At 70.0% G+C, this 24,713-nt stretch carries 22 protein-coding genes and 2 pseudogenes; 14 read left to right on the forward strand and 10 right to left on the reverse strand.

All coding sequences use genetic code 11. The features are described 5' to 3' along the window. Positions 1–52: 52 nt before the first annotated feature. Both Sfr03f_RS20880 and Sfr03f_RS20885 read right to left on the reverse strand, forming a co-directional pair. The gene (locus tag Sfr03f_RS20880) at positions 53–889 is read right to left on the reverse strand and encodes a hypothetical protein (RefSeq protein ID WP_108955528.1); all 837 of its coding nucleotides are present in this window, start codon (positions 887–889) and stop codon (positions 53–55) included. After that, positions 886–1,446, reverse strand: a complete 561-nt coding sequence (locus tag Sfr03f_RS20885; protein WP_277351012.1) for an RNA polymerase sigma factor — start codon at positions 1,444–1,446, stop codon at positions 886–888. Before Sfr03f_RS20885 ends, Sfr03f_RS20880 begins: the two co-directional genes overlap by 4 nt. 328 nt (positions 1,447–1,774) lie before the next feature. On the opposite strand from Sfr03f_RS20885, the pseudogene Sfr03f_RS20890 reads away from it, so the two are divergent. Further along, a pseudogene (locus Sfr03f_RS20890) lies at positions 1,775–2,144 on the forward strand (transposase family protein); the annotation flags it as partial. 10 nt (positions 2,145–2,154) lie between these two features. On the opposite strand, the gene Sfr03f_RS20895 reads toward Sfr03f_RS20890, so the two are convergent. Beyond that, the gene (locus tag Sfr03f_RS20895) at positions 2,155–2,301 is read right to left on the reverse strand and encodes a histidine kinase (protein WP_281262850.1); all 147 of its coding nucleotides are present in this window, start codon (positions 2,299–2,301) and stop codon (positions 2,155–2,157) included. Here Sfr03f_RS20895 and Sfr03f_RS20900 point away from each other — a divergent pair. Further along, a pseudogene (locus Sfr03f_RS20900) lies at positions 2,302–2,819 on the forward strand (IS5 family transposase); the annotation flags it as partial. A gap of 663 nt (positions 2,820–3,482) precedes the next feature. Here the strand turns inward: Sfr03f_RS20900 and Sfr03f_RS20905 are convergent. Then, positions 3,483–3,941, reverse strand: coding sequence for a nuclear transport factor 2 family protein (locus Sfr03f_RS20905; protein WP_108955530.1), 459 nt, complete (start codon positions 3,939–3,941; stop codon positions 3,483–3,485). A gap of 158 nt (positions 3,942–4,099) precedes the next feature. On the opposite strand from Sfr03f_RS20905, the gene Sfr03f_RS20910 reads away from it, so the two are divergent. From Sfr03f_RS20910 to metX, 7 genes are all read left to right on the forward strand, one after another. Continuing rightward, entirely contained in the window at positions 4,100–4,543 is a 444-nt protein-coding gene (locus Sfr03f_RS20910; protein WP_108955531.1) for an Rrf2 family transcriptional regulator, read from the forward strand. A 301-nt stretch (positions 4,544–4,844) separates the two neighbouring features. Beyond that, complete coding sequence (locus Sfr03f_RS20915; protein ID WP_108955532.1) at positions 4,845–6,551, forward strand: pentapeptide repeat-containing protein; 1,707 nt, start codon at positions 4,845–4,847, stop codon at positions 6,549–6,551. An 84-nt stretch (positions 6,552–6,635) separates the two neighbouring features. Next, a complete protein-coding gene (locus Sfr03f_RS30690) occupies positions 6,636–6,845 on the forward strand; it encodes a hypothetical protein (protein WP_170145127.1) in 210 nt (69 codons plus the stop codon). A 32-nt stretch (positions 6,846–6,877) separates the two neighbouring features. Further along, positions 6,878–7,708 carry a hypothetical protein gene (locus tag Sfr03f_RS20925; protein WP_159105693.1) on the forward strand — a complete coding sequence of 277 codons (831 nt, stop codon included), beginning with the start codon at positions 6,878–6,880 and terminating at the stop codon, positions 7,706–7,708. Positions 7,709–8,262: 554 nt separating this feature from the next. Continuing rightward, complete coding sequence (locus Sfr03f_RS20930) at positions 8,263–9,129, forward strand: tetratricopeptide repeat protein (RefSeq protein WP_108955535.1); 867 nt, start codon at positions 8,263–8,265, stop codon at positions 9,127–9,129. Positions 9,130–9,959: 830 nt separating this feature from the next. After that, entirely contained in the window at positions 9,960–11,321 is a 1,362-nt protein-coding gene (locus tag Sfr03f_RS20940; RefSeq protein WP_108955537.1) for a bifunctional o-acetylhomoserine/o-acetylserine sulfhydrylase, read from the forward strand. After that, positions 11,318–12,514 carry a homoserine O-acetyltransferase MetX gene (gene metX, locus Sfr03f_RS20945; protein WP_174721639.1) on the forward strand — a complete coding sequence of 399 codons (1,197 nt, stop codon included), beginning with the start codon at positions 11,318–11,320 and terminating at the stop codon, positions 12,512–12,514. Before Sfr03f_RS20940 ends, metX begins: the two co-directional genes overlap by 4 nt. Before the next feature lie 194 nt (positions 12,515–12,708). Here the strand turns inward: metX and Sfr03f_RS20950 are convergent, their stop codons facing one another. Then, complete coding sequence (locus Sfr03f_RS20950; RefSeq protein ID WP_108955538.1) at positions 12,709–13,146, reverse strand: hypothetical protein; 438 nt, start codon at positions 13,144–13,146, stop codon at positions 12,709–12,711. A gap of 720 nt (positions 13,147–13,866) precedes the next feature. On the opposite strand from Sfr03f_RS20950, the gene Sfr03f_RS31315 reads away from it, so the two are divergent. Beyond that, entirely contained in the window at positions 13,867–14,787 is a 921-nt protein-coding gene (locus Sfr03f_RS31315; protein WP_245967679.1) for a hypothetical protein, read from the forward strand. 504 nt (positions 14,788–15,291) lie between these two features. Here the strand turns inward: Sfr03f_RS31315 and Sfr03f_RS20965 are convergent. Beyond that, positions 15,292–15,885, reverse strand: coding sequence for a TetR/AcrR family transcriptional regulator (locus Sfr03f_RS20965; RefSeq protein ID WP_108955539.1), 594 nt, complete (start codon positions 15,883–15,885; stop codon positions 15,292–15,294). Between the two features lie 242 nt (positions 15,886–16,127). Here Sfr03f_RS20965 and Sfr03f_RS20970 point away from each other — a divergent pair, with 242 nt between their 5' ends. Then, positions 16,128–17,279 (forward strand): FAD-dependent oxidoreductase, encoded by a 1,152-nt coding sequence (locus tag Sfr03f_RS20970; protein ID WP_108955540.1) that lies wholly within the window; start codon positions 16,128–16,130, stop codon positions 17,277–17,279. Between the two features lie 86 nt (positions 17,280–17,365). Here the strand turns inward: Sfr03f_RS20970 and Sfr03f_RS20975 are convergent, their stop codons facing one another. Both Sfr03f_RS20975 and Sfr03f_RS20980 read right to left on the reverse strand, forming a co-directional pair. After that, a complete protein-coding gene (locus Sfr03f_RS20975) occupies positions 17,366–18,211 on the reverse strand; it encodes a PaaX family transcriptional regulator C-terminal domain-containing protein (RefSeq protein WP_108955963.1) in 846 nt (281 codons plus the stop codon). A gap of 35 nt (positions 18,212–18,246) precedes the next feature. Beyond that, the gene (locus Sfr03f_RS20980) at positions 18,247–18,882 is read right to left on the reverse strand and encodes a GNAT family N-acetyltransferase (RefSeq protein ID WP_108955541.1); all 636 of its coding nucleotides are present in this window, start codon (positions 18,880–18,882) and stop codon (positions 18,247–18,249) included. 116 nt (positions 18,883–18,998) lie between these two features. On the opposite strand from Sfr03f_RS20980, the gene Sfr03f_RS20985 reads away from it, so the two are divergent. Continuing rightward, complete coding sequence (locus tag Sfr03f_RS20985) at positions 18,999–20,063, forward strand: alpha/beta hydrolase family protein (RefSeq protein ID WP_108955542.1); 1,065 nt, start codon at positions 18,999–19,001, stop codon at positions 20,061–20,063. Between the two features lie 111 nt (positions 20,064–20,174). Here the strand turns inward: Sfr03f_RS20985 and Sfr03f_RS20990 are convergent, their stop codons facing one another. Beyond that, complete coding sequence (locus Sfr03f_RS20990; protein ID WP_108955543.1) at positions 20,175–21,977, reverse strand: chitinase; 1,803 nt, start codon at positions 21,975–21,977, stop codon at positions 20,175–20,177. Between the two features lie 424 nt (positions 21,978–22,401). Between Sfr03f_RS20990 and Sfr03f_RS20995 the strand changes: the two genes are divergently transcribed. Further along, positions 22,402–22,794: a hypothetical protein gene (locus Sfr03f_RS20995; RefSeq protein WP_159105694.1), complete on the forward strand. Its 393-nt coding sequence runs from the start codon at positions 22,402–22,404 to the stop codon at positions 22,792–22,794. Positions 22,795–22,947: 153 nt separating this feature from the next. Here Sfr03f_RS20995 and Sfr03f_RS21000 read toward each other — a convergent pair whose 3' ends face one another. Then, the gene (locus Sfr03f_RS21000; protein ID WP_108955545.1) at positions 22,948–23,616 is read right to left on the reverse strand and encodes a DUF4232 domain-containing protein; all 669 of its coding nucleotides are present in this window, start codon (positions 23,614–23,616) and stop codon (positions 22,948–22,950) included. 346 nt (positions 23,617–23,962) lie between these two features. Between Sfr03f_RS21000 and Sfr03f_RS21005 the strand changes: the two genes are divergently transcribed. Further along, a complete protein-coding gene (locus Sfr03f_RS21005) occupies positions 23,963–24,688 on the forward strand; it encodes a dienelactone hydrolase family protein (RefSeq protein WP_108955546.1) in 726 nt (241 codons plus the stop codon). The last annotated feature ends 25 nt before the right edge of the window (positions 24,689–24,713 follow it).

Consider the following 24,713-nt stretch of genomic DNA (forward strand, 5'->3'; position numbering starts at 1 on the left):
ATGTCGTTTCCGGTGGTTGACGAGGTGTCCGTCCCGGCGGACTCTCCGGTCGTCAACGGTGGGCTCCCAGTGCGGAGTACGCGCCCTTACGGGCGAGCACAACACCGGTGCCGAGCGCGAGGATCAGCGCCCACACGGGCAGACCGCCCGTCTGCAGGGCAAAGGTCGAACGGCTGGCGGCCAGCGTCGGCGCCACGACGACGGCCACCCACACGGCGACCAGCGCGACGGCGGCGCGCGTCACGCCGATGACACCGCCCAACGCCAAGGTCGTCGAGGTGAAGGCCAGACAAGGCAGCAGCCACTGCACGGCCGTCATCCCGGAAACCCCCGCCACGTATCCGCCCAGGAACAGCGCGGGAACGACGACGGCGAGCACGGACACGGTGCGCCGCAGCACCAGGTACAGCCCCGCCCTCGGCGCGGAGACCGTCAGCTCGTACGCCGGATCCAGGCCGCGCGACCAGGATGCCGCGACGCCGAGCACGGGCAGGACCGGGGCGAGCAGCAGCATCAAGGACACCTCACCGGAGCCGAACCTGGCACCGGCGCCGGCCAGATCGAGCAGCAGCGCAAGCAGTGTCACGCTCACCACCATGGCCAGCCACGGCACCGTCGCGGGTGTCAGCAACCTCGCCGGTCGCGGCAACCAGCACCGCCGCCGCATCGCTGTCGCGGCGGCCAACTGGGGCCCGAGGTCGGACCAGACAGTGTCGATCAGCGCCACCACGGCCGGCGCCCGCGTCGCGACGGCGGCCGACAACCGGTCCCGGCACACCCGGCACATCTCCAGATGGGCCTCCAGGGCCCACACCTCGTCGACGGCGATGTCCGTGTCACCGCGCGCATATCCGCTGATGATCCGCATCGACGCGTGTTCCACGCTCATGCCAGCGCCTTCCGCATCGCAATCCGGGCCCGACGAGCCCGGGTCTTGACCGTGCCCTCGGGCACCCCGAGCAGGACCGCGGTCTCCCGGACGGTCAGCCCGTCGAGCACCATGGCCTGCAGTACCTGTCTGAGCTCCGGCGCGAGGCGCCGCAGCGCGTCCCCGACGTCACCACCGACACTCGCCGCAAGCACCTCCTCCTCGGCAGCGGGCGCCAAGGACCGCGAGGCCGCCGCAGGTGGCGGCTCAGCGTGGTGGGCCCTGCGCCGGAACGCATCGACGAGCCGACGCGCCGCGATCGTCCACAGCCAGCCCACGGCCGTCCCCCCGACCGCCGTCCCGGCGAACGCCCCCGCCGCGCGCCACACCGCCAGATACGTTTCCTGCATCACCTCGGCGACAATCTGCTCGTCCGCGCACCGACGCCGCAGCCGAACCGCCATCCACGGCGACGTACGCCGGTACAGCTCCTCGAACGCGACACGGTCACCCTTGGCCACCAGCCGGACGAGACCTTCCTCATCCAGCTCGCCCAGTGCCTTTCTGCCTGATCTCACACCCACAAGACGTCGCGCACGGTCGGCAGGTTTTGCATCTGTCGTGACTCCCGACACATGTGAAGTGACAGGGAAGCCTGAACCTGAGGCAGTAGTGAGTGCTCGACCGGCGGCCGTTGCGTCCATCCGAGACGGACGAGCGACAAAGCCGGACGACATGTCGTCTCAAGCGGGTTGCAGGTTGCAGAAGTTCCTCTGGCTCTCTGACCTGCGGTGGCAGGAAGCGAGAAGATGATCACATGGGCTCGGTTGGCGGGTCAGTTCTACGAACTGCGAAGCTGCAGGGACACTGCCCATGCCGGTTCGTAGGTGACGCTGCTGGTCGTGCAAGGTAGTCGCACGCCCGGACGTCACCCCGCTGTGGTTCTCCCGCGCGGCACCGGGACGCACCTACGACCTCACTGCGGCTCGTGCCCACGGCATTGTCCACGCGTGCCTGACCCGGCAGATCCTCGTACTCGCCGACCGCACCTACCAAAATGCCGAGGCCACCTTCCGCACCCCGCACTACCACCACAGCGAACAACCCGAGCACTACCAGCAGTTCAACCGCGACCACGCCCGACTCCGACCCCCCGGCGAACGCGCCTTCGCCCAACGCAAAACCTGGCGGCTCCTGCGACGAGCCCGCTGTGCCACGCCGCATCGGCACAGCCGTCCAAGCCATCCACACCCTGCTGACCTGCACCTATTCAGGACGAGAACGGTTCATTGACGACTCGAGGCGGCGCCCGTCACGTGGTGGGTCACCACGTCGTGGAGTTCACGCGCAATGCGGGCGCGTTCGGCGGCGCGAGTGTCCTCGGCGACACGGCGGCGGTGCTCGGCCTCCAGGACCCGAGTCCACCGGATCACCTCGACGAACTCGGTGCTTTGAGGTGAGCTGGACTGGTCGCGGTGCGCGATCGACTCGGTCAGCGTGCGGGCCGCAAAAGGGGGCCACTGACCGGACCGCATCCGACCGAGCGGCCAGCTGGGATCGAAGATCCACCTGGTCACCGACAAGAACGGACTGCCTCTGTCCCTGGGCATCTCCGATGCGAACATGCACGACAGCCAGGGCCCGTTCCACTTGTGCAGGGCATCCCGCCCATTCGCTCCCCTCGCGGTCCCCGACGCCGACTGCCGGCGAAACTGCACGCCGACAAGGGATACGACTACGACCACCTGCGGCGATGGCTCCACGCGCGGGGAATCCGCCACCGCATCGCACACAAAGGCATCGAGTCCTCACAGCGGTTGGGCCGACATCGCTGGGTGGTCGAGAGAACCGTGTCCTGGCTGGACGACTGCCGAGACGGCTCCACCGTCGATACAAACGCAAGGCCGAACACTTCCTCGCCTTTGTCGGTATCGCCGCAGCCTCCATTTGATACCGGCGCCTCACCGACGGACAACTCTCCGCGGGCCGATCAGCTTGGGAGGATCTCCAGGTCGATCGGCGGCAGCCCCCAGGGTTCCAGCTTCCCGGTGCACTATTTCGCGAGGAACTGGACCGCGCCGCCACCGTAGTGCCACCAGGCCCCGCCGCGAGAAGCAACCGTGACGACCCAGTCCTGCGGAGTCGGGCCTGTCGTTCTCCACATGAACTTGTCACTGTCGCACGACTCCCCCAGGGCAGCAGGCCACCGGGAGCTGGGTGGGCCAGCAACCCGAGTCGGGGTTCCAACCAGGCAGCAGAGAGCACTTCAAGGGTGGCAAGGGTGCCCTGCAGAAGGCGGCATTGCTCGCCTGGCTCAGGGAGCCGGACCAGAAGGAAGCCCCCGATGTCGAAGGTCGGGTACCACTCCGCAAGGTGCTCTTCAGGGCGGGGTCTCGTCGCAAGTCGCGTGTCTCGTGTAGGCGGGCCCGGCGAACGTCACTCGATGTGGGTCGCTGCCCTACCTGCCGGCCAGGGCTGCTGATACTCGATGAGTCGGCATGCCGGATCGTGTCGGCGGTTGGGTGCGAACAACGACTTTGTTTAAGAAACAGCGCCGGGTATGCGGCCCGAAGAAGGGAGTGCCTTGTCGCATACTCGGCGCTGACCGGCAGGACTACGCCGTCGCGGTGGCTTCGACTGCGGACTTGAAGTCGGGGTGGACCCCGATTTGATCAAGCCACACGCTCATCGAGTTGTAGCAATTGAACCTTTCGACCTTTCCGTCACGGAGGTACCAGAGGTCCGCCGCCGGCACGTCGATCCGGTTCCCGGTCGGTGGGATCTCGCCGACCGGAGTCGGAAACCCTCCGAGATGCGTGCCCTGGATTCGCAACTCGACGGCGACGACATCACCGAACGCACGCACCTCGAGCAGCTCGCGGTGCACATCGGGGAACGAGCGGGCGAGGCCCGCGATCACCTGAGGAATCTGCTTTCCGCGGAAACTCTGTGAGGTCGACATGTCGTTGAACGACCCGTCCTCGGCGAACAAGGCCAGGAAACCGTCACCGTCGAGAACGTCCCCTTCCGCGAGCCGGTAAGCCTCGCGAATGGTCTTTTCGTTACTTTTCATTCCTTTTCTCCTTTGAGTTCGCAACACGCTCACGATGCGCGCTTGTCATTGATTGCCCCCCGGCTGTCGTAACGATAATCGTTACGACCGACTGTCGCAACTTTCACTGTTACGACTGCGCTGTCGTAACATGGAGTGTTGCGACCGGAGGAGGGATCATGAGCGCCAACAGCAGGCTGACCATTGCCGCCCATGCGCTGGCCTGGATCGGCCTCTACCAGCGCCAGGGCCACGAGGTCGCCACCTCCGAGCAGATCGCGACCAGCGCGAACACCAACCCCGTGGTGATCAGGCGGCTGCTCGGCGAGCTGCGCCGGGCCGGGCTCGTGGAGTCCCGGCGGGGCGTGGGCGCGGGCTGGTCGCTGGCGCGCGAGCTGGGGACGATGACCCTGCTCGACGTGTACGAGGCAGTGGAACCCGGCCCGTTGTTCGCGATGCACCGCACCACCCCGGACCAGGGATGCGTGGTGGGCCACGGCATCCAGCCGGCAATGCGGGGCATCTACCAGGACATCGAGGAGACCCTGAGACACGAACTGGCCCGCGTCACGCTCGAGAAGGTACTCCAGGACACACTCGCGGCACCTCACCAGCCTCTCTGATCAGCTGGGCGACCCCGTGCGAACCGTAGAGTCCGACGTGGGTTCTGCCCATCGGGGCGGAATGACGGGAGCGTGGAGATGGAATCCCGCGCCGAAAGCGTCGGATGCGCCGCCGGAACAGACGGCGGGAACAGGCCGAGCTCTCCTCCGGTGACGTCGGCGGCTCGGCCGGCGCCGGCATGGGCGGCCGGAAGAGGCCGGAACAGGCCGCGGAGGGGGCGAACAGGCTGCTGACAGGCGCGCAAGCGGTCGAGAACGTTGGCGTGGCAACTGCCTGATGGCCTTGGCACGTCCTTGGGGCATGACGTCCGCTGCGCCCGAACCGCCATTCACCATTCCGCCGTCGTGGCCTCACTGTGGCCACGACGCCACGTCGGCCGATCGGATCGGCTGCCGCGGCATCCGCGTAGGTGACCATGCTGCCTGCCTGGCCCACCTGGAGGAGGCCGACCGCGCCGCCTACCTTGAGGCTCTGTCACCCGGCGCCGACATCGACCATCGTGGCACCCCCTTCATCCCTCAGCTGCTGGATCAGTTGCTCGCCGCCGTGTCCGATCCCAGCACCGGTGAGCCCCAGTTCGGCGTCGCCCGTTTCGACGGGGCAACCTTCTTCGGTGACGCCCGGTTCGACGGGGCGATCTTCTCCGGCGGCGCGCAGTTTCACGGGGCGTGCTTCTCCCGTGGTGCCCGGTTCGACGAGGCGTCGTTTTCCGGTGACGCCCAGTTCCGCGGGGTGTCCTTCTCCAGTGACGCCCGGTTCGACAAGGCGTCCTTCTCCGGCGACGCCCAGTTCGAAGGGGCGTCCTTCTCCGGTGACGCCCAGTTCGAAGGGGCGTCCTTCTCCGGTGACGCCCAGTTCCGCGGGGCGCGGTTCGAAGTGGCCCCTCGCCTGGGACCGCTGGTGTGCGGTGAGCAGGTGGTATTGGACGCTGCGGTGTTCCAGCAGCCGGTGACGGTAGAGATAGCCGCCCGTCAGGTGAGCTGTGCGCGCACCCGTTGGGCGGCAACCGCGACGCTGCACCTGCGCTACGCCGATCTGGACCTGCGAGACGCGGTCTTCGAATACCCGGTGCTGGTCGCCGCCCGCCCCACCCCCTTCCCCCTGTACAGCGCCAACCCGACTCAGGTGCTGCCAGAAGCGAAGTTGTCCGGTCGGGGACCCGGCGTGCGCCTGACGACCGTGGGCGGAGTGGACGCCGCCCACCTGGCGCTGCACGACATCGACCTGAGCGAGTGCCGGTTCGCCGGCGCCATCCATCTCGACCAGCTGAAGGTCGACGGCTGGTGCACCTTCGACACCGCCCCCGGCCAGGGGTGGGGCTGGGGATTCCCCTGGCGGTGGAGCCGGCGCAACATACTGGTCGAGGAACATCACTGGCGGGTACGCGCCAATGGCCGCCCCGACTCGGACACCGCCCTTGCCTCGACCGGCCTGCCGTCGGATGCTCCCGAGCTGAAGCCGGCGACGGTGGCGGTGCTGTACCGGCAGCTGCGTAAGTCGTTGGAGGACGGCAAGAACGAGCCGGACGCAGCCGACTTCTACTACGGCGAATGCGAGATGCGCCGCCACGACCCCGGACGGCCCCGGGGAGAGCGAGCGCTGCTGACTGCCTACTGGGCCCTGTCCGGGTACGGGCTGCGCACCACCCGCGCGCTGGTCTGGCTGGGGGCGGCCATGACCATCACTGTCGCGGTGATGATGCTATGGGGCCTGCCCGCCGACGATCCGAAGCCGACCACCACCGGCCGACAGGTCGCCGCCGGACAGAAGGTCATTCTCATCACCGACACCCCCGAACCGGTCAACCCCAGCGGTCCGCTGGCCGAACGAGTCACCACCGAACGGTTCGAGAAGAGTCTGCGAGTAGTGATCAACTCGGTGATCTTCCGCTCCTCCGGACAGGCCCTCACCACCACCGGCACCTACACCGAGATGACCTCCCGCCTGGCCGAACCCGTACTCCTCGGCCTGGCCGTCCTCGCCGTCCGCAGCCGCGTCAAACGCTGACCACCGCCCATTCGTGGCTGCAGCGCCAGCCGCAGCTGCATGCGGCATGCGGCAGCCGCGGACGGCGCCTTCGGGGTGCACACCATGACCACCGTCTCCGACACCACCGCCTCGACATCGACCACGGTCCGCTCCCAGGCCGACGGCGCCGAGCTCGCCGACACCAGCGCCTTCGACACGACGCCGTACATCATGGGCGGGACCGCGTTCCTCGACGCTCGGGGCGGCGTTCGTGGCGTAGTCGGTACCGGCGTCTGTGACGGCCCGCCGCCGGGCTGCACGGAACGCCCTTGACCGTTTGTGAAGAAACACCTCATAGTCCAACGGTGAACAACTCCTCGTGGGCGCGTCCGGGTGCCCTCACCCTTGTCTGCGCGCTGTCCCTGACCTTACTGACGGGCTGCGCCGACGGCACGGCCGCGAAGCCGTCCCGTCCAGCGTCGCCCTCCGCGTCCGCGAGCCCTGAGGTCAGGGCCCTCAGCCAGAAGAAGCTCGACGCACTGGCCTTGGTGGACGGCGACCTGCCGATGTACAAGGTCCGGGAAGCGCCCACGGACCAGCTGTTCCACGGTTCATGGGACGACGTGCAGATCCGCGGCAACAAGGAGTGCAAGCCGCTCGTACAGGTGATCAGCCTGGCCCCGGTGGGCGACGCGAAGGCACACGTCATCCGCACCGCCGCGGAGATCCCCGACGTCGAGCCCGCGGCCGACGGAGGAGTGCCGGACCTCAGCCTCAAGGACATCATGGCGCTCGACAGCACCGCGGTCACCCTTGCCACCTACAGCGGGAACGACGCCGAGCAGGCCATGAAGAAGGTGACCGACGCAGTGGAGGAGTGCACGAGGGGGTATTGGGGGTTCTACTACACCCTGCCCGGCGAGGAGGAGACACAAATCCTCGAGGTCAGGGACGAGAAGGACGCCCCGGCAGAGGGCTCCGACGAGACCATCGCCTTCGCCGTGGCCTCCCCGTCGGTCAAGCAGGTCGGTCCACCGGCCGTGACGCACTGCCAGGTGGTCCGCCACGGGAACAACGTGGTCTCCTACATGACCATGAACATGGCGGGGATGCTGGACGGCAAGCCGTCCAAGCTCGATGCCGCGGTCGTGGACTACCAGTCCAAGAAGGTGACCGAACGGCTGAGCCGGCTCTGACGCGTGAGGGCTGCCACCGGACCGGCCGGTGCGGACCGGCCCGGTGGCAGCAGCGTCAGGTCAGCGGTCCGGTGACCTCCACGGCGGCGCGGCACGCGACTGCCCCGTAGGCGCGCGGAAGGCGCCGTGGCGGTTCTTCTTCTCCTTCCGCTGCGCCGGCGACAGCGGGTTGTACTTCCTCAATTTCGGAGGCGGCGCCGGGACTGTGTACCTCAGCCCTGACGGCTTGGAAGGGCGCTTCGGTTGGACGGCCGCCTGGAGAACGCGGGTGAGAGGCCCCGCATCCCGAGAGCTGACACCTGTCCACGGTGCTTAGGGACGAAGAGGTCATGCCACTGGTGACAGGACCCGTCAAATCCCGCCGCCCCGATGCTGAAGAAGGGCCAGGTCAGAGGCCGGTGGTGCTTTTCGCTACCGGCCTCTGACCTTGCTGGTCGCGGATCTGGTCGTACCCGTGCACCATTCCCCTGCGCGCAACCGTTTCGGCACCCCCTTCCAGCCCTCTTCAGTCGCCGTGCGAGACTCCCTGCCTGGTCACAGGGAGGGACAGGGGCGTGGACAAGTCCGAGGCGAAGCGGTTGCTGGAACAAGCTCGCGAGATGTGGGATGCGGAGGAGTGGCTGCGTTCCGCCGAGCTGTACGAGCAGGTCCTTGCTCACTATCCGGATGAGGGCCCCAGTGCGGCGTGGTGGTACGACGCGGCGCTGGCGTACAAGTTTCTGCGTAACTGGGCGAAGGCATACGAACTCGGCCGTGAGGCTGCCGCCCGCTCGCCGCGCGGCGAGCAGGACCCGGCGTTCTGGAACCTGGGAGTCGCTGCCACGATCCAGCGTGACTGGTCGACCGCCCGTGACGCTTGGGAGGGCTTCGGGGTTCCGATGCCGGAGGGTGAGGGGGAAATCAACGGCGCCTTCGGCCCCGCGTGCGTAAGGCTGGACACGGGTGGCGAGCGCGAGGTGGTCTGGATCCAGCGGCTGTGCCCGACGCGAGGGCGCGTAATGAACGTCCCTGCCACGAAGGGCCGGCGCTTCGGGGAGATCGTGGTGCACGATGGGGAGCCGACTGGCGAGCGGACGTACAACGGCCAGAGTGTCGCTGTCTTCGACGAATTGCTGCTCTTCGAGGCATCTCCGCTGCCGACGCTGCATGCGACCGTGAACGCAGCGGATGCGTCCGACGTCGATGCCTTGGTGGCTTCGTTCTTCGCGCAGGACTTCGGTGCCGAGCCGGCGAGCAGCTTCCACATGCTGTGCGCATGCTACAGCGAGGGGCGGGTCGACTGGGATGAGGCCGGCGTGCCGACACACGGCGGCTCACAGACTGTCTGGCTGGCCGCCCCTGAGACCGAGGCCCGGCAGCTACTGGATGCGTGGGCGACGGGCGGCGAACGCAGCTGGAATGGACTGGAGCTGCTTGGTTGAGCCCCGGGAGTGATGGGAAGGCCGAGGCCAGCCCGTACCGCTGTCCTCCTTGGCTGCGGATTTTGCTCGCACGGTCCAGCGGGAGGCGGAACTAGACACGTCAACACCGCGACAGGTAGATAGGCACGTGAGGCCTCTGGTGGACGGCTCCTTGGTCAAAACCCGTGCACCAGGGGATTCACCATGTTGTCACCCCGGCCGTCGAGTTTGCTATCAAGTCGGGGAGGTGCGATGAGGAAGAAGGAAGGAGCCAGCGTGTCCCCGTCCCTCGCCGGCGTTGTGGTGACGCTGCTCGGCCTCGCTCTCATCCTGGTTGGAGCAGCGATGTACGTTCTTCCCGGACCCGGCCTCCCCTTCCTGCTTGTGGGGCTTGCCGTTGCCGTAGCGGGAGCAGCCCTTTGGTTCACGAGCCGCGAGGCTTCGGGCTGAGCCCTCCCTCGCCGCCGACGACGCCTTCCTCCACCTCGCCTTGGACTCGTCCGGCCAGCCTACGAGGCCAGGTGACACAAGCCGGTACTCCGGCCGTGACAGGAGCCGTTATCCCATGCGTCCCGATGTGTGAGACACCCTCCCCTTCGGTCTGGCGCGCGCTCACCTCTGTATGGTTGCCTGGCTCCATGACCGTGCTCGTGACCCGCCGCCACGTTGACTACGTGCGTGTCACCACCACGGGCTGTTCCGCCGTGAGCTGATCGCCCTCCGGCGTCCGACCAGGCCTTTCCCACCGCTTCGCGCGGACCGCTGCCGTTTTCCGGGCACGTGCTCCCCGCCTGCGGTTCCTTCGCCTTCCCGTACCTCCGCGCATCGCCGCACCCGTACAAGGGAGAACCATGAGCCAGCCCATCGACTCCGTGACCGCCGGCCACACCCCCGACGACGAGCCCGCCGGGCCCGACACCCCGGCCTGGTCCTTCGAGACCCAGCAGGTCCACGCCGGTGCCGTGCCCGACCCGACGACCGGGGCCCGTGCGACGCCGATCTACCAGACGACGTCGTTCGTGTTCCGTGACACCCGGCATGCCGCCGACCTGTTCTCACTGGCCGAGCCCGGCAACATCTACACACGCCTCCACAACCCCACCCACGACGTCTTCGAGCAGCGGATCGCCGCGCTGGAGGGCGGGGTCGCGGCGGTGGCACTGTCCTCCGGCCAGGCCGCGGAAGCCCTGGCGATCCTGACGCTGGCGAGTTCCGGGGACCACATCGTCTCCAGCGCCTCGCTGTACGGCGGCACCTACAACCTGTTCCGGCACACGCTGCCGAAGCTGGGCATCGAGGTGTCCTTCGTGGACGACCCCGACGACGCCGGGGCCTGGCGGGCAGCAGTCCGGCCGAACACCAAGGCACTGTTCGCCGAGGCACTGGGCAACCCCCGTGGCAACGTCCTCGACGTGCGGGCGGTCGCGGACGTCGCCCACGAGGCGGGCGTGCCGCTGATCGTGGACAACACCGTGCCGACTCCCTATCTGCTGCGACCGATCGAGCACGGCGCGGACATCGTCGTGCACTCGGCGACCAAGTTCCTGGGCGGTCACGGCACGGCCATCGCCGGTGTCGTCGTCGACGGCGGCACGTTCGACTTCGGGGCGCACCCCGACCGGTTCCCCGACTTCACCGAGCCCGACCCCAGCTACCACGGCCTGCGGTACTGGCCGGCACTCGGTCCGGGCGCGTACGCCGTCAAACTGCGGGTGCAGCTGCTGCGTGACCTCGGTCCTGCCCTCTCCCCGCACTCCGCCTTCCTGCTCCTGCAGGGCGTGGAGACGCTCAGCCTGCGCATCGAGCGGCACTCGGCGAACGCACTGGCGCTCGCCGAATGGCTGGAACAGCGCGACGAGGTCGCCGTCGTCCACTACCCGGGCCTGGCGTCCAGCCGCTGGTACGAGGCCGGGCAGAAGTACCTCCCGCGCGGCGCGGGCGCGATCGTCTCCTTCGAACTGCGGGACGGCATCGAAGCCGGCAAACGGTTCGTGGACGCCGTCGAGCTGTTCAGCCACCTCGCCAACATCGGAGACGTACGCAGCCTCATCATCCATCCGGCCTCCACCACCCACAGCCAGCTCGACGAGGAGCAGCTGGCGGCCTCCGGCGCCGCGCCCGGCCTGGTGCGCCTCTCGGTCGGCATCGAGAACCTCGCCGACCTCAAGGCGGATCTGGAGGCCGGGTTCCGCGCGGCGAAGGCCGCGTCCTGAACACGGTGCTGACGCCGTCCCAGGTTCCCCTCCCGCCGGCCTCCGGGGCCTGGCAGGAGGGGGACCCGCCCGGGCGCCGCCGGTGGTACGAGCGGGAGAAGCCGCTCGCTTTGGAGGCGGGTGGTGAACTACCCGGCGTGCGCCTGGCGTTCGAGACCTGGGGGCGGCTCGCACCGGACCGGTCCAACGCGGTGCTGGTGCTGCACGCCCTGACCGGCGACAGCCACGTGGCCGGCCCCGCCGAGCCCGGCCATCCCACCCCCGGCTGGTGGGACGGCATCATCGGTCCCGGGAGGGCGCTGGACACGGACCGCTGGTTCGTCGTGGCGCCGAACGTGCTCGGCGGCTGCCAGGGCAGTACCGGGCCGTCCTCCCCGGGCCCGTCCGGCCGGCGCTGGGGCGGCGACTTCCCGTTCCTGACACAGCGCGATCAGGTCGCGGCCGAGGCCGGCCTGGCCGACGCGCTGGGCATCGACCGGTGGGCCCTGGTGGTGGGCGGTTCGATGGGCGGGATGCGTGCCCTGGAATGGGCGGTGTCGCATCCCGAACGGACGGACGCGCTGCTGCTGCTCGCCACGACGGCCGCGGCGAGCGCCGAGCAGATCGCCTGGGCCGGCATCCAGCTGCGCGCCATCCGCTCCGATCCGCACTGGCACGGCGGCCACTACCACGACACCGGCCGGGGCCCGCACGCCGGACTCGGCCTGGCCCGGCGGATCGCCCACGTCACGTACCGCAGCGAGCCGGAGCTCCAGGTCCGCTTCGGCCGTTCGCCCCAGGGCACGGAGGATCCTCATAACGGCGGCCGATACCAGGTCGAGTCCTACCTCGACCATCACGCGGCCAAGCTGGCCGGCCGTTTCGACGCGGGCAGCTACGTCACGCTGTGCGAGGCCATGAACAGCCACGACATCGGCCGCGGGCGCGGTGGCGTGCGGGCCGCCCTGCGTCGGGTGACCGCCCGGACGCTTGTGGCCGGGGTCGGCTCCGACCGTCTGTATCCGCCGTCGCAGCAGGCGGAGCTGGCGGCGGGCATCCCCACGGCAGACCATCTACGGCTCATCGAGTCCCCCTACGGTCACGACGGCTTCCTGATCGAGGTGGAACAGGTCGCCGCACTCGTGGGCGAGCTCGTGCGTGGGGTTCCCCCGCCATCGGCACCGGAGCCAGGACGTCATCACCCCCTTTCCTGACAGGTCTCCGGCCCCCGGCAGGCACCCGCGAGAAGGCCGGGCCCCCGGTCCGTCGAGGGAGGGGCGGTATGCGTGTCGCCCCGTACCGGCGGCCTCCCAGAAGGCATGCCAGGCAGGTCCCCGGCGGCTCGGCCGCGTCCTGGGCAGCGGAACCGCCGGGGGCTGAACGGGCGGGAGGGGTCGGCCGGACCCGGTCAGGGGTTCCAGAAGACGTTGGCGAAGGCCCGGTCCAAACGCCGCGCTGCCAGGTCCTCGCGCTGGATCACCCAGTGCACGGTGGAGCCTTCCCAGCCCACCACGTCCTCGCCGGCGAACCAGTCGGCGAGCAGGACCCAGTCCGCGGGGTCGGCCGAGGCCGGTCCGTCCCAACTGCCCAACTTCACCGCCTGCACGGCGGCTGACACGGCGTCCTCCACCGGGTCGAGGTAGACGACCTCCTCGTTCGAGTAACCCCCGATCTGGAGCGTCCCTTCGAGCACGATGTCGTTCCAGATCTCGACGAGTTCCTCAGCCCGGGGGTGTCCCGGAATGCAGACGATGTCCCGTGCCCCCGGCAGGGTGACGCGCGCGTGATACGGGAGCGACGGGTCGAAACTCGCGCGCAGCGGTCCCTGGGGGTAGCTGGCGAACATCTCGCGGTCCTGGTCCAGGTCCCCCGGGTTCCAGGACTCCTACTTGTCCCGCTCCGTGACGGCCACGCCCGCGGGCACGTACACCACCTGGCCTGCCGAATGGGGGTGGGCGTTCTCGGGCCGGGAGAAGAAGAGCAGGTGGCGTCGGACGGCAGGGGCAGATCCGTCGCGTCGGCCGGCAGGGCTGTGAGGCCGACGGACTCCGGGGTCGGGCAGGTGCGAGTGGCCCGCGGACGCATCAGCCAGCACGCGATCCTGGCGCTGCGCGCCCGGTTGCTGGCGCACGCCCGCCGTTGTGGAGACCCCGTCAAGCGGCGCCGCGCAGAGCGGTGGCCGGCACCTCTGCGGGCCTGGCTGCCGCCGAGGCGGCCGAGAACGGGCCCAGCACTCGGATCTGCTCGGGCGGCCAGCCGGGCGCGGTCCGCGATCGGAGGGGCGGCCGGCAGCCGCAGCGTGACGATCCGCGGCAGCCACGGCGACCGGCTTTCCAGTCATCCGTTCGGGCCTCTGACGACATGGGACAGATGGCCTCACACGACCGACGTCCCCCTTTCGGCCCCGTCTGCCGTAATTGCCGCGAGGCCTCCGTGCCTGGCCCTTCATCCCGCTGTTCGGGCATCGGGGCCCGGCATGGCGGTCACCGGTCGGGCTTCGTGCCGGCGCCGTTCGCGTCAGACTGGAGTAAAGCGTAAGGAACCCGGGCGAACTCGCGGAGGCGCAATGATGCAGCACGCCGATGACTCCCCCGACCCTTCGACGGACGGAGGGCAGGAGCGGGATCCTTACGACGACGAGGTCTACGGCGGCGAGACGCAGCGGCCCGACGACGACGGATCGGCCGAAGCGGTCGGCGGCGAAGTCGTCCACGAAGGCGCCGTCGTTCCGAGCCCGGACGCGAGGACGGCGAGACCTGCGGAGGAACGCAGCCCGGACGTCTTCCTGGACGTCCCTCGGCTCAAGGTGGACGAGATCGACCTCGACGTGGAGGACCTACGGGCCCACGTCTCCCTCCAGGCCGAGGTCCTCGACCTCGTCAAGCTCAACGTGGGCGCCGATGTCGCCCTCGGCCGGGTCGAACTCGGCATCTCCGGGGTGGAGGCGCAAGCCCAGCTGAAGGTCCGGCTGGACAACGTGGCGATGATCATCAACCGCGTCCTCACCACGCTGGACCGCAATCCGCAGATCGTCGAGGACCTGGCACGTCGCGTCGGCTCGGCCGTGCAGGACGTGGGCCAGGGGGCCGGTTACGCGGTGCGGGACGTAGGCGGGAGCGCCGGGGCGGCGGTCGAGGAGGTGGGCCGCGGCACCGGTGAGGCTGTCGGAGAGGTGGTGCAGGGTGTCGGCGACCTGGCCGAGGACGTCGGCGGGAGCGCGGGGGACGCCGTCGGCGAGGTAGCCCGGTCGACCGGAGGCGCGGTCAAGGGCGCGGGCGATGCAGCCCGCGAGACCGGCCGCGCTGCCCGGCGCACAGTCCGACGCACAACGGAGGGGACCGGCACCGAGGAGGCGGCGACAGGGACCCCCCGCCGGTCCCCGAACTCGGCCGGGGCCTCCACTCGCAGGCGCCGCCAACGCACTGAAGAGCCCCGCCCGACGCGCTCCACCAGCCGCCGTAACGAGAAGCGCGGCAAGCCTCCGTGAACCCAGCCTCCACTGCCCGCCGCCGGCAGCACCTCCGCCACTGACCCCGACCCCGACATCTCCTTCGACGCGGTCGTCAGCGGCGACCGTCTGCGCTTCGCAACGGCGCCACGGACCCAGGTTTCCTTCCCCGGCAGCGGAAGACGCGAGTCGCTGTCGCGGAGCGACCGGATCAACCTCGCCCGACAGGTGTCCCCCGGCCACACATACCGCGATGTGACCGTCGCGTACCACCTCGCCAGCCGCCTCACGGACACGTCGGAGGGGACGCACGTGCCGTACGAGGACGGACAGCGGGATGGAGCAGACGACTCCGCGACTCCGGGCGTTTCGCGTCGAGCAGGCGACAGCCCGCACCTGCGAGGCAGATGCCGTGCTGATGGACAGCAGACTTCCTGACCTGCTCCAGGGGGAATGCCGAGCCCGGCAGTGTGGACGCAGCACCTGTCCGAGCCGGGTCCCGCCCGCGGTGGTCGAGGACGGGTCCAGGAAGCGGTCCAGGTGCTACGGCGCGGGCGGCTTGCTCGGCGGCTCCCAGCCGTGGGTGAGGATGTCGAAGAGTGCCTCGATGGCGGCCCGGCGGTCCTGCCGGCTACGAGCGAGCACGGGGATCTCGAGTACGAATCGGGCAAGAGCCACACATGCGAGGTCGTCGTGCCCTACGCCGTACTCGTCGGCGATGGCTGCGCTGAGGCTGTCGGTGTACCGGGTCCACATGCGTTCGGCGTAGGCGCGCAGCACCGGCGTCGAGTTCACCAGGTGGGTGAACTCGGCCGCCTGAGGGTGTGCCTCGATCGACGGCCAGGTGTTCAGGACGTGCTGGCGAAGGGCATCGAGGATGCTCTGATCGGAGCGGCGCTGCCGCACCGCGGCGATCAGCTGTGACTCCCGGTCGTCGTCCTCGTCGAACACCAGCGCTTCCTTGCCGCTGAAGTGCTTGAACACCGTGGCGGTCGACACGTCGGCGGCGTCGGCGATGTCACGGATGCTCACCTGGTCGTAGCCGCGCTCCAGGAAGAGTCGCAGTGCGGCGTCGGCGATCGCCTGCCGGGTGGCCGCCTTCTTGCGGTCGCGGCGGCTGATGGAGGGCACGGTCATGACTACAGCCTACTCGATAGTCGAGTCAGTCGCTAAGTAGAGTCGTTGCACTTTTAGACGTGCTCTGATTTTATGAGGCTGCGCGAGCACCTGAGCGGCGCATCCTCGTCGGCCTGGTCATCGTCTGCACCGCGCCGGGCCTGTTCACCTGAGAGCCCCTCAGCGGGACACGTCGGGTGTGGGTGCCGAGGTCGAGATTGCCCGGCCCGCTCGCCTCTCTTCGCCGACCGAAAGGGACAACCATGAACTCTCCAGAACCCGCCCAGGCACGCATCAGCGTCATCGGCGCCGGCCCCGGCGGCTTGACCTGCGCCCGCATTCTCCAGCAGCACGGCATAGCGGTCACCGTCTACGACCGCGACCGGGGCCCCGACGCCCGCAACCAGGGCGGCACCCTCGACCTGCACGCCGACAACGGCCAGATCGCCCTGCGCGAAGCCGGTCTGCTCGACGAGTTCTTCGAACTCGCCCGCCCCGAAGGGCAGGAAATGCGCCGGATGGACCCGGGCGGCACGATCACGTCCCATGAGGTTCCGGCGCCCGACGAACTCTTCAAGCCGGAAATCGACCGTGGTCAGCTGCGCAACCTGCTACTCGACTCCCTGCAGCCAGCAACCGTGCGCTGGGGCCGCGCCGTCGACACGATCAGTGGACCCGACGACGGTCCGCGGCAACTGCACTTCACCGACGGCACGGCCGTCCAGACCGATCTGGTCATCGGCGCCGACGGCGCCTCCTCCCGCGTCCGCCCGGCCGTGTCCCCCGCCGTCCCCGAATACACCGGGGTGAGCTTCCTGGAAGCATGGTTCTCAGACGTTGAGAACCGGCACCCGGACCTGGCCGAGCTGGTCGGCCGGGGCAGCGCCCACACAGCCGACGGTGAGCGCGGCCTGTTCGCCCAGCGCAACAGCGGAAACCACATCCGCGTCTACATCATCCAACGCGTCCCGGTCGACTGGATCAGCACGAGCGGCCTGACGGTCGAGGACACCGACGGCATCCGCGCCCTGCTCCTGGGCGAGTACGCCCACTGGTCGCCCCGCCTACGCCGGATGATCACCGATAACGACGGCCCCTACGTCGACCGTCCGATCTTCGCCCTCCCGGTCCCGCACACGTGGGAACCCAACCCGACGGTGACCCTGCTCGGAGATGCCGCCCACCTCATGCCTCCGCTCGGCGTCGGCGTCAACCTCGCCATGCTCGACGCCAGCGAACTCGCCCTCGCTCTCGTGAACGCCACCACCGTCGCCGACGCGGTCCGCACTTACGAGAAGACCATGCTCCCCCGCTCCACCGAGACGGCCAAGGCCCTCGAAGGCGGCGCTGAACACCTGCTGTCCACTGAAGGACCGGACCTCGACGGCAACGACGACGCCCACACCAGGGACTGACCAGGCCTTCAGCCGTCGTCAGCAGATGCTGGCGCAGCCGAGGGTGATGAAGGCTTGGGGATGTCGTTGACACCCCCACGCCGCCTTCAGTGCGCGGCCCGGTCGGCCCTTTCCCGGGCGATGTCGGAATAGAAACGGAACAGTGCCGGGCGCGTCTCACCGTGGCCGCGTTCGGTCAGGGCCGTCCAGGCCCGGGCGACGAGCTCCCGGGCTTGGGAGCCGGGCCAGGGATGGGGCAGGAGCTGAGGCGGAAGCAGCGGATCGGGCTCCATGGCCCGCGTCAGCTCGGCCGTCAACTCCACGGCGATGGTGAGTAGTTCGGCCGGGGAGAGCTCGACAGGCCCAGTGAGCCGGGCGAGACGGGGCTCGGTGATACGACTGAGGCGGTGGTAGCGGTCGGCGATCTCCTGCACAGGCCACAGCCGACCCGCCAGTTCAACAGGCTCCCGGACGTCACCCCTACGCAGATCCGTCGTGGTCAAAAGGGTGAGCGCATCGTGGGCGCCGAGACGATGGGCCGCCTCCTCGACATACGGCTCCCACGTGTTGGCACACACATACAGGCCGCCCTGCAGCAAGGCGCCACCCAAGCCAACCAGCGTCTCTCGCAGAGCGTCACGGGAGGAGCGCGCCGACTCGGGCACCGCGAAAGCGGCCAGGTGCCACACCCCGTCCCACGGCGCGAGCCCGGCGTCCTGCTGGAAGGCGTGCCGCAGGAAGTCCGCGTTGGGGGCGAGGGTACGCACGGTGTCCGCCGTCGCGTGCAGTTCCGCCTTCCGGCCCCGGCCTTCGTGGGTGAATCGGCCTTCGCTCACCAGGCGTTTGATGCACAGCCGGACCTGCTGGTCGCTCATGCCCAGGGTGTTGGCCACCGCGTACAGCTCGTCCGCGCCGACGGTGCCGTCCTCGCGGATCAGCGCGTGCACGAGCATGCGGGTGGGAATGTCGACGTGGTCGGTGCCGGCGCTCACAGGCCACCCACCCTTCCCTTCGCGACCGGACGGTACATGGTGGTCACCGCTCCGAACCCGAACAGCCCGCGCAGGTAGGGCGTGTGCTCGGTCCGTGCGGCCGTGAAGCCGCGTCGCTCGTACAGGGCCCGGGCACGCGGGTTGGTGTCGATCACGTCCAGCCGCAGCTCCCGGCAGTCCTGCTCCGCTGCGACGGCGGCCACTTCCTCGATGAGCAGGCTTCCCACGCCGCGGCCCCGCATCTCCGGGTCCACGGCGATGCCGTCCATGAGGAGTTGCCCTGGTACCGGGTGACGTTCGAACAGGGCGAGGAGCAGGAGCCGGTGCAGGCCCCGTAGGTGCCCGTAGGCGCGCAGCACGGCGCGGGCCGACCCCCCGGTGAGGGCTCGCCCGCCATGGTGGTAGCCGGCGAGGCCGACGATCCGCCCGTCGAGGAGGGCGCAGACCGCTCGGTCGGTGTTCAGGTGGGCGGCGATGAAGGACACCGCCTTGTCCGCCGGGTTCAGCGCGGGACCGAGTTTGCGGCCGAAGGCCTCCCAGTACAGCTCGGCCACCCGCCGCTCGGCTCCGGCCGGAACGCCCCGCTGCACCGTCACCGGTCCGGCCCCGGGGCCTGTCGCGTCCAGTCCCATGCCGCGCCTCCTCATCTCCCTGCGACCAAGACCCTGAAACTATCAGATCGGCAACGATCGTTCGGGCAATGATAGTTTCCTGATCTGTTGCCAACCCGAGCAGAGGCGGTCCTCCCATGTGTCCGAAGACCCAGCCCCGACGCCGCGGGCTCCGCATCGCCGTGTGGTCACTCGTCACGGTCCTGGTCGTGGCCGTCGGCCTCGCCGGTGTGGTGCTGTGGCAGAACTCCTACGACATGGACGAGCAGCGGGTCACGATTCGCCGCGGCGGCCACACCCTCCACGGCGTACTGGCCGTCCCCAGGGACGGTCGCAAGCGCCACGGCCTGGTCGTGTACGTCCACGGCGACGGCCCTGTCGACGCCACCCACGACGACGGTTACAAGCCCTTGTGGGAGGCGAACGCCGCAGCCGGGTACGCCTCCCTGTCCTGGGACAAGCCCGGCGTCGCGGGCGCGCCCGGGAACTGGCTCGACCAGTCCATGGACGACCGGGCCGACGAGGCAGCCGCCGCCATCGCCTGGGCCCGCGACCGCACGGACATCGACGGCGACCGGATCGGACTGTGGGGCGCCAGCCAGGCGGGCTGGGTCCTGCCGAAGATCGCCGCCAAGACGCCCGTGAGCTTCGTCGTCGCCGTCTCGCCCGCGATCAACTGGCTCCGGCAGGGCCGCTACAACCTCCTCGCCGAGCTGCGCGCCGACGGCGCATCGGCGTCCCGCACCAAGGCGGAGGTCGCCGAGAGCGACACGGTCCGCCGGCTGCTGCAACGCCGTGCGACCTTCGAGGAGTACGTCAGGGCGATGGGCGGCGACGCGGACGGCATGACCGCCGACCGCTGGGGCTTCGTCTCCAAGAACTACACCGCGGACGCCACGCAGGACCTCCACGCCTTGCGTGGCATACCGGTGCTGCTGGCCCTCGCGGGCCATGACATCAACGTGGACACCACCGACACCGAGCGCACCTACCACGAGGTGCTGGACGCGGGCGGCGCACTGAGGGTCAGGCGTTACCCGGACGCGACCCACGCACTGCTCAAGCAGTCCGTCGAGCGGTCGGACCTCAAGATCACGCTCACCGCGCTCCTCTCGCCCCGCTCGCTCTTCGCGGACGGATACCTGGACGACCAGAGACGCTTCCTCGAGGAACTCGGCCGAGGCACTCGCGCCACCTCATGACACCTCGCGGCACCTCCGCGCGCCCCGCTCGGCCGGCAGCGCCTCACGCAGCCCCCGGTCCGCCCGCAGCGCGGGGTGACGGGCCGAGCCGCCACCCCGCGGGAAACGCCGTCAGCTCCAGGTGTAGCCATCGAAGTTCCGGCTGAACTCCCAGTTGTTGAAGCGGTCCCAGTTGATCGACCAGGTCATCAGGCCGCGCAGGGACGACCAGGTGCCGTGGGTCTGGTAGGAACCGCAGTTCTGCTTCTTGGTGAGGCAGTCCAGGGCCTTGTTCACCTCGGCGGGGCTGGTGTGACCGTTGCCCGCCTGGGTGGAGGCGGGGAGGCCGATGGCCACCTGGTCGGGGCGCAGGCCGGGGAAGAAGCGCTCGGCGTTGCCGGCGACCGGGAAGCCGGTGAGCAGCATGTCGGTCATGGCGATGTGGAAGTCTGCGCTGCCCATCGAGTGGTACTGGTTGTCGAGGCCCATGATGGGGCCGGAGTTGTAGTCCTGGACGTGGAGCAGGGTGAGGTCGTCGCGCAGCGCGTGGATGACCGGCAGGTAGGCGCCGGCGCGCGGGTCCTGCCCGCCCCATGGACCCGAGCCGTAGAACTGGTAGCCGAGCTGGACGAAGAAGGTCTCCGGGGCCATGGTCAGGACGAACTTCGCGCCGTACTTCGCCTTGAGGGTCTTGATCGCCTGGATGAGGTGGACGACGACCGGGCTGGTGGGGTTGCGGAAGTCGGTGTCGCCGGTCTGGAGCGAGAGGGAGTGGCCTTCGAAGTCGATGTCGAGGCCGTCGAGCCCGTACTCGTCGATGATCTTCGAGACGGAGGAGACGAAGGTGTCGCGGGCGGCCGGGGTGGTGAGTTGGACCTGTCCGTTCTGGCCGCCGATGGAGATGAGGACCTTCTTGCCGGCGGCCTGCTTGGCCTTGATGGCGGCCTTGAAGTCGGCGGGTGACTCGACGCCGGGGCACTCGGCGGCCGGGCAGAGGCTGAAGCGGATGTCGCCCGAGGTCACCGAGGTGGGTTCGCCGAAGGCGAGGTTGATGACGTCCCAGGAGTCGGGTACGTCGGCCATGCGGGTGTAGCCGGAGCCGTTGGCGAAGCTGGAGTGGAGGTAGCCGACGAGGGCGCGGGTGGGCAGCCCGCCGCCTCCCCCGCCGCCTGCGGAGGCCGTGGTGGCGGTGACGGCCGCGGACTTCGCGGACTCGCCCGCGCTGTTGACCGCCGAGACCTGGAAGGAGTACGCGGTGCTCGGGCTGAGACCGGTGGCGGTGTACGAGGTGCCGGTGGCGGTGCCGAGCAGGCTCCCGCCCCGGTAGACCTTGTACGAGGTGGCTCCCGCGACGGCGGGCCAGCTGAGCGGCACCGAGGTGGCGGTCGGGGTGCCGGCGGCGAGGCCCGTCGGGGCGGCGGGGATCTGGACCGGGTCGCCGCCGGGCCCGAGGAGGGAGAGGTCGTCGGCCTGGTATGCGGGGGTGCCGTACCAGCCGTGGGTGTACATGGTGACCGAGGTGGTGTTCGCGCCGGTGGTGAAGGTCTTGGCGAGCTTCTGCCAGTCCGGGGCGGACTGGGTCCAGGCGTACCCGTCGGTGGTGCCGGTGCCGCTGACGCCGAGGTACACGTAGCTGCCGCGGACCCAGCCGCTCAGCGTGTAGGTCGCGTTCGGCTTCACGGTGACGGTCTGGGAGCACTTGGCGTTGTCGCTGCCGGCCGGCGTGGCCTGCAGCGCCCTGGTGCCGCTGTGCACGGGGGTGGCGACGGCGGCGCCGCTGCCCGCCGTGCAGCTCCACCCGTCCAGGCCGGCCTCGAAGCCGCCGTTGCGGGCGAGTTCGGAGTCGGCGGCCTGGGCGGCCGGGGTGAGCGCGGTGAGCCCGCCGACGGCGAGCGCGCCCACCAGCAGCAGGGTGAGAGGTCTGGTGCGGTCCACGACTGCCTCCGGGGGTGAGGGATCGGAGTGAAGCGCGCCACAGCATGGTCCAGACCAATCAAGTGGTCAAGACCTCTGTACGGGACGCGACGAGCACCTGTGTGCGGGATTCGGCGAACCGATCGACGTCCGCACCGTCCTCGCGCACCTCCGCATCGCCGGCGTCGAACCCGGCCGGAGGGGCGTGTATCAGCCATCCTGGGGCGGCCGAAACGGCCGATTCCGGAACCGATGACCGCCGCGGACACCGCTGTCACCGCCCCGCAGGGCGTGCGGCCGGGTGCCGGCCGGTCCGGAGCCCGGCGATCACATCGCGCCGAACACCGCGTGACGGCTTGGCCCTCGCGCGCCGGTTGGGCAGGCTGCCTTTCGCGGAGAAGTGCTGACCACACGCCTGATCACACCTGATCACAAAGGGGAACCCATGAGGACCAACACGATGCTGCGGACCGCGGGGACCGTGGCGGCGGGCTTCGGGCTGATGCTCGGCGTCGCCACCTCGGCATCGGCGGCCACCGCGATCCCGATCGACGGCCGGGGAACGGCCTACTGGCAGGCCGATCCCAGCGGCGGCGTCCCGGGCGACGCGCTCCGGGTCTGTGACACCAACGCCGACGGTTACGCCGTGCGCGCGGTGCTGACCACGTACTCCAACGTGACCCACCGCCGCGAGGTGGACACCTCCGGCCACGCCGCCGGCTACTGCACGCCCTGGAAGACCGGAGACCTGCCGGAGGGCACCAAGGTGATGATCTCCACCCAGTACGGCAAGGGCGGCGAGTGGGTGGCCGCCGACATGGCCTACCTCACGGCCTGACCGCACCGTCCTGCGCCGCCCGTCCTGCGCCACCCGTCTTGCGCCGCCCGTGCCACGCGCCCGGACGGCGCAGCGGTGTCCGGAGGCGGTGCCACCGCCGGCCGTCCACGACGTGACGGGAGGGAGGGGCTCAGCGCGCCGCGGCCCGGTCGGTCAGTACGAGAGGGCGTCCTCGGCGGTGGTGAAGAAGCTGGTCACCAGCATGTCGTTGACCGTGACGGGGCCGTCGCCGACCGGCACCGTGGCGGGCGTCTCGGCGGCGGTGAGGGCGACCTCCACCTTGTCGGCGCTCTTGCCGCCCGCGTCGTCCCCGCGCGAGAACCGGATCCCGGCGTGCGCGCGCCCGCCGGGCTCGACGATCCGGTCCGTGTCCTCGGGGCCTACGTGTTCGGCGGAACCGTCGAGACCCGGGATGGTGATCACCAGCTCGTTCACCGCGAGCAGGCAGGGAGCGTCACCCTTGTTCACCGCGGTCAGCAGCGCGTGGTGGGCGGCCTTGGAGGCGACGGTGACTCTGTAGGCCATGTCGTGCGTCTCACACATGCCGACGCCCCCGTCCTGGTCGTCGTCGGACGCGGCCTTCGACGGCGGCGGGGTGCCGTCGTCCGGCGAACCTCCGGCGGTGCTGCCGCCGTCGCTCGGGCCGGCCGTCGACGGCGTGGCGGAGGGCTTGCCGTTGCCCGCGGGGGACGGGGCCGCCGACGTGGCGGCGGCCCCGGTGTCCTTGTCGGCGTCGCCGCCGCACGCGGTCAGCAGGAGGGCGCCGAGCGAGAGGGCGGCCAGTGCGGCGGCGGTACGGCGTGGGCGAAGTGCGTGGACCATGAGATTTCCCCCCGGGTGTCTGCGTGTACCGGTGAGGGTGCCCCACCGGAGCGGCGCCTGTACCCGCCCGTACCGGGCCGGGGCCGTTCGGAGGCACGTTCGTGACACAGGCACGACGGTTGTGACCCCGCGGACCCGGCGCGCCCCGGCCTGCGCCGGCGGGGGGTCAGGTGAGCTGCCGGTCGGGCTTGCCGGCGTGGACCGGACGGACGGTGGCGGGAGGGGCCTGTGCCGGCCGGCGCCCGGCACCTCGGCTGCCGTACGCCGTGGGCCGGGCGCGGCGCGGCTTCTGCCCGTGGCAGAACAGCGGACCGGCCGGACTCGATGTTCACTACAGTGCGAGCGCATGACGCCCATGACAACGCGCACGGTGGAGTACCCGGCCGACGGTCTGACGATGGTCGGGCACCTCGCACTCCCGGCCGGGGTCGGTCGCCGGCCCGCGGTGCTGCTGGGGCCGGAGGGCATGGGGCTCAGCGACGTCGAGCGCCGCCGGGCCGACGCTCTGGCCGAGCTGGGATACGTGGCGCTGGCCTTCGACCTTCACGGCGGGCGCTTCCTGAGCGACCCCGAGGAGATGCTGGCCCGCTGCATGCCGCTGCTCGCAGACCCCGACCGGATGCGGGGCATCGGGCATGCGGCGCTCGACGTGTTGCGGGCCGAGCCGCGGACCGACCCCGACCGGATCGCCGTCGTCGGCTACGGCACCGGGGGCGCCGTGGGGCTGGAGCTCGGGCGCGACGGCGTCCAGCTGCGTGCGATCGCGACCGTCAACGCGCTGACCACGGGCCGACCGGGTGAGGCGGCGCGCATTCGCTGCCCGGTGTGGGCGGGGGTCGGGTCGGAGGACCCGATCATGCCGCCCGCGCAGCGGAACGCGTTCACCGCCGAGATGCAGGCCGCGGGCGTCGACTGGCGCCTCGTGGTCTACGGCGGCGCCTTGCACGCCTTCCACCACCCGCCGGTCGATCACCCCACGGTCCCCGGCGTCGGCCACCACCCACGGCACGCGCGGCGAGCCTGGCACGACGTCGTCGCCCTGCTGGCCGAGTGCCTGGCCGTGACGGAGTGATCGGGGCGACGACCGCGGTCGCCGC

It is taken from the genome of Streptomyces fragilis (assembly GCF_003112515.1).
GTDB classification, from domain to species: domain Bacteria; phylum Actinomycetota; class Actinomycetes; order Streptomycetales; family Streptomycetaceae; genus Streptomyces; species Streptomyces fragilis.

Bases quoted from the DNA above. Each gene is read 5' to 3' on its own strand.
- Sfr03f_RS20880 (WP_108955528.1), bottom strand. From the start codon at position 889: ATGAGCGTGGAACACGCGTCGATGCGGATCATCAGCGGATATGCGCGC.
- Sfr03f_RS20905 (WP_108955530.1), bottom strand. From the start codon at position 3,941: ATGAAAAGTAACGAAAAGACCATTCGCGAGGCTTACCGGCTCGCGGAA.
- Sfr03f_RS20910 (WP_108955531.1), top strand. From the start codon at position 4,100: ATGAGCGCCAACAGCAGGCTGACCATTGCCGCCCATGCGCTGGCCTGG.
- Sfr03f_RS20915 (WP_108955532.1), top strand. From the start codon at position 4,845: ATGACGTCCGCTGCGCCCGAACCGCCATTCACCATTCCGCCGTCGTGG.
- Sfr03f_RS30690 (WP_170145127.1), top strand. From the start codon at position 6,636: ATGACCACCGTCTCCGACACCACCGCCTCGACATCGACCACGGTCCGC.
- Sfr03f_RS20940 (WP_108955537.1), top strand. From the start codon at position 9,960: ATGAGCCAGCCCATCGACTCCGTGACCGCCGGCCACACCCCCGACGAC.
- Sfr03f_RS20950 (WP_108955538.1), bottom strand. From the start codon at position 13,146: ATGTTCGCCAGCTACCCCCAGGGACCGCTGCGCGCGAGTTTCGACCCG.
- Sfr03f_RS31315 (WP_245967679.1), top strand. From the start codon at position 13,867: ATGATGCAGCACGCCGATGACTCCCCCGACCCTTCGACGGACGGAGGG.
- Sfr03f_RS20965 (WP_108955539.1), bottom strand. From the start codon at position 15,885: ATGACCGTGCCCTCCATCAGCCGCCGCGACCGCAAGAAGGCGGCCACC.
- Sfr03f_RS20970 (WP_108955540.1), top strand. From the start codon at position 16,128: ATGAACTCTCCAGAACCCGCCCAGGCACGCATCAGCGTCATCGGCGCC.
- Sfr03f_RS20975 (WP_108955963.1), bottom strand. From the start codon at position 18,211: ATGCTCGTGCACGCGCTGATCCGCGAGGACGGCACCGTCGGCGCGGAC.
- Sfr03f_RS20980 (WP_108955541.1), bottom strand. From the start codon at position 18,882: ATGGGACTGGACGCGACAGGCCCCGGGGCCGGACCGGTGACGGTGCAG.
- Sfr03f_RS20985 (WP_108955542.1), top strand. From the start codon at position 18,999: ATGTGTCCGAAGACCCAGCCCCGACGCCGCGGGCTCCGCATCGCCGTG.
- Sfr03f_RS20995 (WP_159105694.1), top strand. From the start codon at position 22,402: ATGAGGACCAACACGATGCTGCGGACCGCGGGGACCGTGGCGGCGGGC.
- Sfr03f_RS21000 (WP_108955545.1), bottom strand. From the start codon at position 23,616: ATGGTCCACGCACTTCGCCCACGCCGTACCGCCGCCGCACTGGCCGCC.
- Sfr03f_RS21005 (WP_108955546.1), top strand. From the start codon at position 23,963: ATGACGCCCATGACAACGCGCACGGTGGAGTACCCGGCCGACGGTCTG.